Source organism: Acidobacteriota bacterium, assembly GCA_016716905.1.
Lineage (GTDB): Bacteria > Acidobacteriota > Vicinamibacteria > Vicinamibacterales > SCN-69-37 > SYFT01.
Genome location: JADJUS010000020.1, coordinates 1 through 12,815 on the forward strand (window position 1 = coordinate 1; position 12,815 = coordinate 12,815).

A 12,815-nucleotide genomic window follows, 5' to 3' on the forward strand; every position below is an offset into this window, starting at 1 on the left:
TTATAAATGGTAAGCTGGTGCATATGTATCCTCACGCCATACTAATTTTATCTCTTTGGCTGTTAAGCTTAATTTAATAAACTCTTCGGTTAATTCTGAAAAAGGTTTTTCATCTAAAATTATATGAGTATAAGGTACACGCTCAAATACCATTTCTGGTATGTCTTTAAATAGTAATATGCTGCATAGAAATTTTAACAAAGAATCTCTATTTTTTGCTTCAAAATTAATATCTACTACTGTAAAACCTATGCTGTGTTGTAAAGTGAAACCTAGTAAATCAGAATCACCGTATATAGGTGTAGTATTGGGGCCAAATGGTAAATTTTTTTTACCAAGTTTGCTTAAAGATGGTCCTAATTTTGTTTTATAAACTCTACTTACTGGCGCTAATGTAATTTGTATATCTTCCTGATTTTGTTTACGTTCTAAGTTTTCTTCTACGTAGCCTATCGGTCCTTTTTCCTGAGCATATTTTAACACTAAAGAATTAACTGTTTGTAAATACTGTTTTTGTCGTTTAAAAAATTTTCTTTCTTTTCTTTTCATGTCAATTTGATCATTATCTAAACCTGCGTATTCTTTTTCTTCATCAAAATCATCATCTATATCTTCATCGCTATCTGTTGTTTTTTCTTCTCATTCTTGAGATTCTAAAAAAGCATCGTTTAGAGCTTCTATTTTGAATCTACTTGTTGTAAGTATATTAGGTAAAAGATCTAATTGTTTTTCTTTACTCTCACCTTCTATAGGAGGGTGTTTATATAAACTCATATCGTATAAATCTTCTCTTTCATACTGTGTTTCTACGTTATCAACATCTTCAGCTTTGTTATCATCAGGATCGTATAAAAAGAGGGGGTTTACATTTGCAGGATCATTACTTCTTGCATTAGGTCCCTCTACAAAAGTAAATAAATAGTGTGTAGGGTTATGAAGTTCATTATGTATTAACGTTATATAATTAGCATTTTTCATTAAAGGGTATATTCTTTCAAAATCATACTCATCAATATCTGTAAAAGTTATATCATGAATTCTTATTGCTTTATATAAATATAAATTTACAAGACTTGGAGTTTCTCTGGGACAAAACATTTCATAAACAAATTTTAAAAAGTAATTTAACAACTCCTTATCATTTACTATAAGATGTGTTTTACTATAAGAGTGTATTAAATCAAAACCTGGGTAATTAATAATTTTGCCTGTAAAGACATCAGTATTTACTACTAGTTTTTCTTTTGGTCTTTTTAATTTAAATCTTCTGAATAGTTTTTTTTCAACCAGGTCTCTTTTTATGATATCATAGTTGTTGCTGTTGATTGTGGGGAATATTCTAGTCCCTGCATTTGGTTTTATTTTTTCATCATACACCGCGTCATTGTGTAATTTTTCCCCGAAATCTAAATCTGCTACTTCAGGTTTTCTGATTAAATTATAACTTTTATCTTTAATACTTAGTAACGATTTTTTTGCTTCTTCTATCACATTGCTATCATTCGTGAATAAAAATTCGTATTGTAACTGCATTTCTTCTTCATTTTGTATTAGAGTTATATCTCGCGCTAACATCAATTCTTGAAAAACTTCAATATTTAATTTATAATATTTTTTTGTATCTAATATAAGTCCAACATATAAAACTTTTTTAATAAAAAAATCATTTGTATGAGGAAAAAAGGCTTCAAAAACAAATTTATAAACATAGTTCATTTTACTGCGTTCAAAAACTATAATATCTGACTTTCCTGATTCATGAGACACAGCAAATCCTGGTAATTCATTAATAGTTTTTGCATTTTCACTAAGACGAGCAACAAGTTGTTCTGTAGGTAATTTTAACCTCAATTGGTGAAACATCATATTTTCCGTATTTTTTCTTAAGACTTTTGCTCTGTTTACATTAAAATTATATAATCTATCGCTTTGTAACAAGAAATTATTTATTAACTTTAGCAATTCAACCTCAAGGACTTAATTCCGGTTGTTTTGCTTTAGTACGACCACCGTTTGGATGGTCAACTGGGTTCTTTGCAACACCCCGGACTGTAATTTTTTTTTTATTTTTTTGTGTGTAACCCCACCCACCCTCAACAAACTTATTAAAAAAATGATTTTTTGTGCCGGCAAACACACAGTATGCGTATAGAGGTAGCAATTTAAGTTTTTTAGACGGCATTTCAACATAACAAAGTTTAGTTTTTTTTAATAACTTTCTTTTAAAAGCATTTGATCCAGAGCTTTTTGCATAACTCATCTTATTGTTATTGTTATTAAATACATAACTTATAGTACTGTTTAGTGGTATATAAATAAGAGGTAGTAATTGATTAATAAATGAATACTTTAATAACATTAAATGTTTTATATCATATAGCTTAAAACCTGGAAACATATACTCTGTAAATAAAAAAAATTGAAGTTGATTAAACATGTTTCGACCATAGGCAAATTCTTTTATTGGATTTTTTTGATAACCAAAATTTTCTATAATATAACTAAACAATAAAAGTTTTATATTATAGTATTTATAAGAATACGTTTTATATAACTTTACTTGTCTGTGTATTAATTTTGTTTTTATTTTTTTATTTTTTTTGATAAAAGTGTGTCGATAAAAAAAAAATTTTTTTTTATATAAAAATTTTAGATATTTTTTTCATCTTTGTTTTGGTGTATTGGGTAGCGTTTTTATTAGTAACAATTAAACTAGCGTATAGTAAAGGCTCTATTTTTATAACCTTTACGAAGTGCTCCACCTACTCTTTTACTTTTTGCACTTTTTATTCTTCTTCTAATTCTAAATCTTTTATATTTTAATCTGTTTATAATAATTGCATGTAAACTTATCAATAAATTTAAAAATTAGTTATAATTATCTTTTGTAAATTTAAAACACCAAAAAATAAAGCTTCTGCCGTTGGTGGACAACCTGGAACATAAATATCTACTGGTATAATTTTATTACAACCTTTTACTACTGTATTTGAATAGTGATAATAACCACCACCGTTAGCACAACTCCCCATAGATAAAACTCACTTAGGGTTATTTACCTGTTCATATATTCTTCTTAAAGCTGGTGCCATTTTATAGGTAAGAGTTCCTGCTACAATTATAAGGTCTGCATGTCTAGGTGAAGCTCTAAAAAAAATTCCAAATCTATCAAAGTCGTATCTACTAACAGCAGCATGCATCATTTCGACTGCACAGCATGCTAATCCGAATGTTAAGGGATAAAACGAGCCGTGTCTAGCTCAGTTAACTAAACTATTTACTTTACTTTTAAAAATATTTAACTGTACCAATTTAATTTTTACTTATAATTTTTAACACACTTCTTTTTATTCTTCTTTTTGATAAATATCTAGGTATATAACTTTGTTTATGTACTAAATAAAAAATATTTGGTTGTATAAGTTTACAAAATTTTTTAAAAAAATCATATTGTTTTTTATTAAAGTTTTTTATACTAAATAAATAAATATTTTTTAATAAATCTAAATTATTTACTTTAAAATTTAAAGTTATTATAGGTAATGCACCGTCGTCTCTTTTTAAAAATTTTGATTTACTTTTAGTTAAGCTGCTTAATATTTTTCCTGTACTGGTATTTATAATTTTATTATTTTTTAAATCTCAAAAAGAAAAAATATATTGTCTCTGTGGTAATTTTAAGAAAAAACAAGTTGTATATATTTTAGTAAAATCTACTAATAAATCCTCAAAATTATTTGTTATTTTTTTATAAAAAAAAAGTAATTCGTATATTGTTTTTTTTGTTTGTTTTCGTTGATGATAACTAAGTCTATAATTTGATTTTCAGTATTTTCGTTTTAGGTATTTTTTTAGTAACAAGAAAAATATTAATGTAATTTTGAAATGTGCTGAGATATTTTACCAAATCGTCTTATTACAAATTGTTTTTTTAATCGTAAACCTCTCAAAGTATAGCAATTCATAAACCTTATATAAGGTAAAAATCTAGAAAAATATAAAAAATCTTTTAACGTATAAGTAAAAACAACGTGATTTTGTCTTTTTCTTTTAAAACACTGTCAGTTTTTAAAAAGTTTTAGTCTTGTTCAGTGTGAATATCCAAAATTAAAGGTAAATTTATTATTATTTTTAAAATTTCTAATTCTATAACTTTTTCCTTTAAAAACAATTCTTCCTCATTTAATAAAAAAATTATTATAAAAATAATTTTCAGAAACTGTTTTGTAGATTTTTTTAGTATTTTTTACATAGGTTCCTTGTAAATTGTAATTATCTCAAACACGGTCATCAGGTAATGCTATATAAACTTCAGCATTTTTTATAATAATTTTAGCTATTTTTGTTTTTTTTATTTTTTTTAAATCTAAAATTTGATTAAAATAATTAAAAAAAGAATTTCTTTGTAACATTTTATTTTTTTTGATACCCGCCCATAATTAAACGGTCAGCTCCTTTGACTAAATAAAATCTAGATACGTTAGTTTTTTGTAAAGGAACTGAAAAACTATAACTTAAAAAACATTGTAACTTATTTTGTGATCTATAAAACTTTTGATTACTATTTACGAAATTTTTTCTAACAAAAAAGGAAAGTCTTTGTTTAGGTTTTAAAAAATAATTTTTTCCAAAACTTTTTGTTAACTTTCTATCTAATATTTCTTGAGTTCAATGATAATACCTGATGTACTTAAAATCTAAATGTTTTTTTCTGCGTATCATTTAATATATGTTTATTTTTTTCTGTAAACTCTTCTTCTTAATTTTTTACCTAATTTTTTGTTAACTTCGTCTTTTAATGTTATTTTTGGAAATCCTTTCGGTTTTTTTGGTAAATATATAAATCTTGTAAAAAACAAAGGAACCCCAATAGTACATACTTTAGTTAATTTTTTAGCTTTACTAATTTTTGCAGCTTTTCCTATTCTAGTGTAACCATTAGTTTGACAACCTGCTAAAAGAACAGGATTAAAAATTCCTGCTTTTTGGCCTCGAATTATCATAAGTAAAGAAAAATAGTATGCCTGATATCACTCCTCAAATCAATTATAAAATCACAATCTATTATTATATTCGGCTTTAACTAAAGTTGGGTATATATCTCTTTTTTTTTGACCAAACATTTTGTAAAATTGATTTATTCTAAACTTTAATAGTAATTTATTTTTTTTACAAGTATTAGCGTTAGTGTGCGTAGTATTACCGCCTTGAGGATAACCTCGTATGTGTCTTCACATTAAAGTTAAATGAATCATGTCTTTTAAAACACAGTTTGCTACTTCGCGAGTTTCTTTTATAGTAAAAAAAACTGAGAAAAAAAAATATTGTAAAAATTTATAACGTAATATAAAAAAAGTAAAGGTATTTTTTTTTCTTGTTTCCGTAAAACTATTTAAAACTTCTCGAGTATTAGAGATCTTTATTGTTTTTTTGTAAGAAAACTGTTTTTTTATTTGTAACAAATAATTAAATAAATCATCCACCGAAAATACATAATGAATATACTACTGAAAAACAGTAAAGATGAAAATATTCTCCTAAATAAAATAAAGCAAAATAGAAACCACCATACTCAGTAGTGTATCCTGCTATTAACTCAGATTCTGCTTCAGCTAAATCAAAAGGTATTCTACCAGTTTCAAGTAAAAAAGTAATAAACAATATAGGAAGTACAGGTAAAAAAATAAAAAAATTTCATTTACCCTCAGATTGTAAAGAAACAATTTGAGTAAAAGAAAGAGATTCTGAAATTATAACCAACGATACTATAAAAAAGTTAAGTAATAACTCTAGGTTTAATAAAATAACAACTACACGCGCTGAAGCTAAAACACTATATTTATTTTTTGATACAAAACCAACTAAAATTAATAAGTAAGAAAAAAATGTTGAAATAATTCCCATTATAAATAAATTATATTCAATTTCACAAATATTTAAATTTAAACCTCAAGATAAATTTATTCAAAATAAATAACTTGTTATCAAAACTAATGCGGGGATAGTAATAAACAAAAACTTATTTACTTTATTAATTACAACAATTTGTTTAAATATTAATTTTAACGCGTCTGCTATGAACTGTAATCTACCCCTATAGCCAACATAATTAGGTCCGACACGTCTTTGTATTAAAGAAAGTAATTTTCGTTCCATTAAGGTTACAGTTGCTATAGTTATTGTTAATATAAGGAATAATAATACAGATTTTATAAAAGATATTAAAAAAATAAAAAAGTAGTTAAACATTGTGTGGTAAAAATTAAATGTTAACAGCATATTATTGAAACTCATATCGTCAATTTTGCAAACCAATAACACTACTTTTTAGTAGTTCATATTTTAAATTATAATTAAACTTAGGTACTTTATCAATTATAGCTACTATGTTTAAAGTAGGATCGTAAGCTATAAAGTTTTTAACAATTGTAGTTTTAAAAAGTATTTTTTTATAAATTTTAGGAATTTTTTTATTTTGTTTTTTTTTTTTCTTAAAAAATCTATAGGTAACATTTTTTAATTTTTTTATATGTTGTTTATAGTTTCTTGTTTTTAATCCTAAGGCAAAGCATTTTCCAAAAGGCAACTCTAGAATATCTCCTTGTTTAAGAGTTGCGTTTTTATAAATAAAGGATCCATTAAGTACTATTAAGTTTTTATTAATAATTAACAAAAGTTGTTTTCATGTTGAGGAATAATTATAAATAGAAAACAGTAAAAAAATTAAAAAAGTTACTGCACTATTTTTTTTTAAAAAAAACATACAACTTGCAAGTAGTTTATTATATCTATATTTATTTAGTTGACCTTTTGTAGAAAAATTTCAATGTATTACTCTAGCTTTATGCATTTTTCAAGCTAATTTTTTATGCATATTCATTAAAAAAACTTTTCTTTTTCTAAAAAATTTATATTTTAAAAATGTAGTGACGTGAGGGTTATGTTTTACTAAAAATGAAAATAAACGTTTTACTAGTACTTTCTTAACAATAAACTGTCTTTGTTTCATTGTAAAAGCTTTATAAGGGGTTTTTATAAAAGAACTTCTAAATCAAGAATAACGTTTTCCCTTTATAAGTAATTTTACAATCCCTCTTCTTTTTAAAAATAATTTTACAAAATTAAGCTTTTGATTAAAAGTTTTTAAAATTTTTTTTTTCTTTCTTTTTCGTCTAAATAAAGTGTTTGTGGCAACTATATTAAAAATATTTATGTTACTGATAAACAGCCTATATTTTAAATTAAATATGTATCTTTTTTTTTTTACTTTTTTATTAACTGTAACCTTTTTAAGTTTTTTATTTTTTACTATCATAACTATATTTATGTACAGAGTAACTTGATAAAAATTAAGATAAATAAAGTTTGGTTTAAATTTTATAATGTGTAAATATAAAATTATTAATTTTAATATTGTTGGGTTTAAACTATTAAATCAATTTTTTTGTAGCAATGTATCAGTTATCTATCAACTTCTCCAAAAACAATATCAATAGTTCCGATTAAAGCAGCTAAATCTCCTAAGTAGTGACCTCTTACAAGTTTTGGTAATGCTTGTAAGTTGAAATAACTGGGGGATCTTATCTTACACTTTAAAGGTTTTTCTGTATCATCAGAAACTAAAATTACACCAAACTCACCTTTAGGTGATTCAATATAACAAAGTGTATTATTACTCTTTACACTGAAACCTGTATGTCATAATATAAAATGTTTAATAAGATCTTCCATAGATGTATATTGATTATCCTTTTTTGTATTTTTTTTAAAAATAGATTTATAAATATTTGGAGCATACTTTAAAGTTTTACTTTCTGTATATTTATTTAAAAGTTTTGTGCTAACGTTATTTATAATAGTTAAACTTTCTCCCATCTCTAACATTCTAATTAGATAACGATCATAAGAATCTCCATTAGATCCACAATAAGATTTGAAATACAGTTGATTATAGCCAGAATAAGAGTTATACTTTGCCAATCTTAAATCTCTTTTGATACCAACACTTCTTGACATAACACCGGTTAGACTATAATTTCGACAATCCTCATAAGTCAACACCCCAATATTTAACAATCTTTGTTTTCATATTTTATTGTGTGTTAAAACAGTATGCATTTCATTAAGAGTTACATAACAATTTTGAACAAATAATAAAATATCTACTAACATTTGTTTACTAATAGAAAAGTTAAATTGATTATAAGGTCTGTGAAATGCGGCGTGCATTCGTGCACCACTTACCTGTTCATAAAATTCCATAAGTCTTTCGCGTTCCTCAAATGCTCAAAAAATAACTGACATACTTCCTATATCTAATGCGTGACAAGCGATAGCTAACATATGATTTAATATTCTTGTTAATTCATCAAATAATATTCTTACTAAGTTAGTTGTAGTATCAACATTTTTTATGTTCAATAATTTTTCAATAGCTAAACAATACGCATGTTCTTGAGACATCATGGATACGTAGTCTAATCTATCAAAATACGGTATTGATTTAATATAATGCTTAGTAGTGATTAACTGTTCAGTACCTCTGTGTAACAAACCAATGTGTATGTCCATTCGTTGGATAATTTCTGAATTTAATTGCAATACTAGTCTTAACACACCATGAGCTGCTGGGTGTTGTGGCCCAAAATTTATTATTAAAGTTTTTTTTTTTATTGTTTTAGATTTTACAGAATTTCAGGAGTAGAATAAACTTCGATTCATAAATGATTAAACTTCTTAAATCTTATAAACTTTTTGCAAGTGTATTTTTTTGAGGACATATGTTTTCTTTTGCTAACATTTTAAAGTTTAATAATTTACCCAAGTAGTAATTGGCCCTTTTGTTAAAGCGAGCGATTAAAGATGCTAATAATATAGTTGCCTTTTTTTCTAATTTTGATTCAAATAGCAAAAAAAAAAAATAAGTTACACCTAACATAGTAACAAAGTGACCTACAGTTGACATACTTTGTCATCCCATGTAAATAGCCGGAAAATCATGTAAACGTCTAGGTAAACCTGAAAAACTAACTCAAAACATAGGAATAAAAGCTAATCAATGACCCCCTGTATATAAAAATATGTGAGCGTGTGCAAAATTTCTTGAATATTTTGTTTGAAAAAAAATTGGAAAATAAAAGTATAAACCAACAAATATAGACATAACAACCGCTCCTGATAACATTAAATGAAAATGAGCAACTACATAAAGAGTATCGTGCATAGAAATATTTAAACTTACGTGAGATAGTCACATACCGGTAAATCCAGCTACTAAAAAAAAGAAAATAAAAGACAACACAGAAGAAAATACTATTTCATTTCTTAAAAAACCATTAATTAGTGTAAATGTTCAGTTTACAACTTTAATAGTTGCGGGCATAGAAATCATAATAGTAATAGTACTGTATAAAGCTCTACTACGGTGATCTAATCCGATTAAATACATATGATGTCCTCAAACAACAAAACCCATATAATTCATTATGTAAATAGCTCAAATTAAGTGATGTTTCGAAGCTAATCTTCTAAAATTTATTGAAGGTAAAACTGAATTTACAATACCAAAAGCAGGTATAACTAAAACATAAACTTCAGGGTGTCCAAAAAATCAAAATAAATGATGAAAAAATATAGGGTCTCCCCCGTAAGCAAAATCGAAAAAGGATGTCTTTCAATGTCTATCTAAAACCATCATTAACATAGCAGATCCTAAAACTGGTGTAATAACGGCTAAAGCTCTTAACATTAATAAAATAGTTATACTAACGAAAGGTAATAAAATTCTTCTATTTCTTAAACCAGGAATAGCTAAAGTTCTTCTTGTCGATAATAGATTTACTAAGGAAATTGTTGTACTAATACCAGCGTAGTAAACACCTAAAATTAACATATCTTGAATTCCTACTCCTGTGTATTTAATTTTAGAAGAAAATGGGGTGATAAAAGTTCAACCAGCTACAGTCTGGGCTGCATTTGTACACTTTACTATATGTCTTTTTTGACGTTTAACAGTTTTCGCATTTTGAACTAAAAATCAAAATGTTTCTGGTATAAAATTTACATATTTTCAAAAAAATAATTTTCAAGGACTATTTTCAATTGTTGGTAAGTTTGTTAAAGTAAAATGATTTTCTGTAAGTTTTTTTATAGTTTCTTCATCGTATTTACTTTTATCTCTGTTACCCTCCTTAAAAAAACCACCTGTAGATTTTGTGATTGGTAACCTAGTAGTTTCATCTCAAAAGTAAGCACTAACGTGAGAGTTAGTGTCCTTCATTTTAAAATAATTTTCTACTTTTTCATTATTTGTCCAATAAACGTTTCTCATGAAACCGATTTTAGCTATTAATAGATAACCACAGGGCTGAATTCAAAAACCTAAACTATTTAACCTTGGAAAAGCTACGTCCTTACTACCAACATGGTATGGTAACAAAAAATTAGCAAACCCCCCAAAAAATACAGGAACAACAACAAAAAAAATCATAATTAAAGCATGTGCTGTAATTACCTGTAAATATTTTAGAGAATCTCCACCAAAAAATGGACTACCGGGGTACGCCATTTCTAGTCTGATGGCGGATGCTAATAAAGCTCCGGACATGCTTGTTACTAACGCAAAGTAAAAATAATTTAAACCCAACTTCTTATGGTTTATTGTATATAAATATTTTTTAATCAGTTGTTTAACAACCAATAAGTTTTTATAACTTTTTTGTAACAGTATATTAAAAACCTAATAAACCTACAAAAGCTTCAGTAAAATCATTTAAAAATCAATTATTAGAATCTGTAAAAAATCAATAATATATAACATCATAATATCTTCTAATTAATCATTTTAATCATTGTACACAAAATAAAAGATTTAAAAGCATTAAAATGATACAATTTTGAATTACAAATCCAAATAAAGAATAGTAAACTCTTCTACGCTCATAAGATTTATACAACAAAAACAATCAAGAAAAAAATATAAATACAAAATGTCAATACTTAGCAATTAAAGCTAACATTAAATATTGTGTTTTTACTCTTATCTTAGGATTTTCTGTTTCTAAAACTCAAGTTTTAATATCCTCTGCGTACTCTCAAGTTATTTCAAAAAAAGTATTAACCAAATAATAAAATTGATAACTTTCTAACAAAAAGATGTAAATCATTAAAACACTATTGATTAAAAGATGTGTTAGTTGTTGTTTAAATGAAAAATTTGATATATTTAATAATAAATAATAACTATAAAAAATTACAAATATTAAAAGTATAATAGAAAAATAAAAAGTAGTTAAGTTTGGTAAAAATGTTTGATTAAAATTAGATTCATCATACATATATAAAGGTTCTTGTGAGCTATTTAAGTAATAATAAAAAAATAAAGTAAATAAGAAACCCTCTACTAATCAAAAATATGCGTTAGTTCTTTTTCAGAATCTTTGAATAGCTCCTGTAAACTTACCGTTTTTATATCTTTTAACAAAAAAATTAAAACCACTCATCAATCATAAAAAAAAAAAACCTAATACACCTCAAATTCCCATATTAGTATATATTTCAATTTTAAAAAAATTAATTAATAAAAAAATCATTAATAAACTTACTAAACCGGGTAACACAACACTTCGAATTGCATTATATACCTTTAGTAACGCTAAATACAAAATTGAATTATCAGGTACTCATATTATTTTTGAGTTAACAGAAATTATATGATATTTTAACAAGAAATCTTCTATACCGCGGAAGTGTTTAATATAAATTATAGAAAGTCCATAAGATAAACATTGATGTTTTAAAATTAAATATCTTTTAAAATTTTTAAAATCTCGTAAAATTCTATTTATTGATCTTTTAACACCTAAAGAAATAAATCGTGAATCAATAGCTATTAACCATAGTGTTAAGTTAAAACTAGCAACAGCAAAACGTAACATTTTCAAATATCATTTAATTCATTGAGAAGTTGATAACTTACCATTAGTACCATATGCTTTTACATAGTCTATAAACAATAAATTATAAAAACCTTTTAATAATAAAGGTCTGTTTATGTTAGTTCTACTACAAAATTCTCTATAATAATTAGTAAGCATAAAATCACCGTATGTTTTATATAGTGTATGACCCGCTACTAGCATATACTTGTATCGATATAAAACAAATAAAGTTTGTTTTGCTGAGTATTTACCAAATCTACCAAAAAATCTATATAATAATACAAAAATATTAGGGCTGTTATATCTAATTTTTGCAATAGGGTATATCACACCTAGTTTAAATAAAGGTTTAAAAGATAATAAATAGTTTAAAATTGTTTTTTCATAAAAATAATTATTTTTTGTAATATTTTTTAATTTATTTATCATATTTTGTAAACTAAACAATATTATTAATAAGTATATTTAATTTGTAAAAGTCTATTACTAGTTGCAGATCAAACTACAACTAATCATTTTTTTAAGTAATTATTAACTTTATTATCATAATATGTGTGATGTATTTTTATATCAAAAATATATACTATAATACCTAAAGATAAGCCTAATAAGAATAAAACAGTAAGTACGTAAATAAAGGGGTTGTATTGACTAACATATGAGTATAATAAATTATAATAATAATACAAAAATGGTATTTTTTTTAACAAACTAGAGAAACAGGAATCGAACCTATGACATCAGTTTTGAAGACTGAAGTTTTACCACTAAACTATTCTCCATAATTTATATTAAAGAATTAAGGATACTAATTTTAAATAGTTAGTTTTTACATTTTTTGTTTTAAAAAATTTATTAATGAAAAATAAAAAAACT

10 protein-coding genes and 2 pseudogenes are annotated in these 12,815 nt (G+C 24.9%); all 12 read right to left on the reverse strand.

All coding sequences use genetic code 11. From position 1 onward, the window contains the following. Complete coding sequence (locus IPL75_15730; GenBank protein MBK9241664.1) at window positions 1-549, reverse strand: hypothetical protein; 549 nt, start codon at window positions 547-549, stop codon at window positions 1-3. A 90-nt stretch (window positions 550-639) separates the two neighbouring features. Further along, window positions 640-1,938, reverse strand: a complete 1,299-nt coding sequence (locus tag IPL75_15735; protein ID MBK9241665.1) for a hypothetical protein — start codon at window positions 1,936-1,938, stop codon at window positions 640-642. 31 nt (window positions 1,939-1,969) lie between these two features. Next, window positions 1,970-2,509 carry a hypothetical protein gene (locus tag IPL75_15740; protein ID MBK9241666.1) on the reverse strand — a complete coding sequence of 180 codons (540 nt, stop codon included), beginning with the start codon at window positions 2,507-2,509 and terminating at the stop codon, window positions 1,970-1,972. Between the two features lie 352 nt (window positions 2,510-2,861). Beyond that, window positions 2,862-3,203 (reverse strand): annotated as a pseudogene (gene nuoB, locus IPL75_15745) (NADH-quinone oxidoreductase subunit NuoB). A 1,530-nt stretch (window positions 3,204-4,733) separates the two neighbouring features. After that, a complete protein-coding gene (locus IPL75_15750; protein MBK9241667.1) occupies window positions 4,734-5,003 on the reverse strand; it encodes a hypothetical protein in 270 nt (89 codons plus the stop codon). A 472-nt stretch (window positions 5,004-5,475) separates the two neighbouring features. Then, complete coding sequence (locus IPL75_15755; GenBank protein MBK9241668.1) at window positions 5,476-5,685, reverse strand: NADH-quinone oxidoreductase subunit H; 210 nt, start codon at window positions 5,683-5,685, stop codon at window positions 5,476-5,478. Between the two features lie 9 nt (window positions 5,686-5,694). Continuing rightward, entirely contained in the window at window positions 5,695-5,904 is a 210-nt protein-coding gene (locus tag IPL75_15760) for an NADH-quinone oxidoreductase subunit H (protein MBK9241669.1), read from the reverse strand. 60 nt (window positions 5,905-5,964) lie between these two features. Further along, complete coding sequence (locus IPL75_15765) at window positions 5,965-6,294, reverse strand: NADH-quinone oxidoreductase subunit H (GenBank protein ID MBK9241670.1); 330 nt, start codon at window positions 6,292-6,294, stop codon at window positions 5,965-5,967. Window positions 6,295-6,298: 4 nt separating this feature from the next. Then, window positions 6,299-6,673 carry a hypothetical protein gene (locus IPL75_15770; GenBank protein ID MBK9241671.1) on the reverse strand — a complete coding sequence of 125 codons (375 nt, stop codon included), beginning with the start codon at window positions 6,671-6,673 and terminating at the stop codon, window positions 6,299-6,301. A gap of 788 nt (window positions 6,674-7,461) precedes the next feature. Further along, a pseudogene (locus IPL75_15775) lies at window positions 7,462-8,571 on the reverse strand (NADH-quinone oxidoreductase subunit D). A gap of 484 nt (window positions 8,572-9,055) precedes the next feature. Next, entirely contained in the window at window positions 9,056-9,223 is a 168-nt protein-coding gene (locus IPL75_15780; protein ID MBK9241672.1) for a cbb3-type cytochrome c oxidase subunit I, read from the reverse strand. Window positions 9,224-10,372: 1,149 nt separating this feature from the next. Beyond that, window positions 10,373-10,699: a cbb3-type cytochrome c oxidase subunit I gene (locus tag IPL75_15785; protein ID MBK9241673.1), complete on the reverse strand. Its 327-nt coding sequence runs from the start codon at window positions 10,697-10,699 to the stop codon at window positions 10,373-10,375. Between the last annotated feature and the right edge of the window lie 2,116 nt (window positions 10,700-12,815).